The sequence below is a fragment of the Pseudomonas sp. HY13-MNA-CIBAN-0226 genome (genome assembly GCF_040310305.1).
In the GTDB taxonomy this organism is placed as follows: Bacteria; Pseudomonadota; Gammaproteobacteria; order Pseudomonadales; family Pseudomonadaceae; genus Aquipseudomonas; species Aquipseudomonas gregormendelii.
Window position 1 is genome coordinate 1 of record NZ_JBEOPS010000245.1, and the last position, 274, is coordinate 274.

A 274-nucleotide genomic window follows, 5' to 3' on the forward strand; every position below is an offset into this window, starting at 1 on the left:
GTCCCAGCGAATGCACCGCTCCGCAGACGGCGTGTAGTAATCCGTGGTTTTGTAGAGGAATTCAGCGTATTCGCTGAGGACTACAAAACCGTGGGCGAAGCCCGGTGGAATCCACAGCTGGCGGTTATTGTCGGCAGATAGGCGCACGCTGGCCCATTTGCCAAAATGTGGTGAGCTGCGGCGGATATCCACCGCAACGTCCAGTACCTCTCCGGCGGTTACACGCACCAATTTCCCCTGGGCGTGTTCGACCTGATAGTGAAGGCCTCGCAGC

At 58.4% G+C, this 274-nt stretch carries 1 protein-coding gene; it reads right to left on the minus strand.

Features of this window, described 5'->3' with window-relative positions; translation table 11 throughout:
- Positions 1-274, minus strand: a 274-nt coding sequence (gene rfbC / locus AAEZ05_RS28605; RefSeq protein WP_350649963.1) for a dTDP-4-dehydrorhamnose 3,5-epimerase, incomplete at both ends; no start/stop codon positions are given.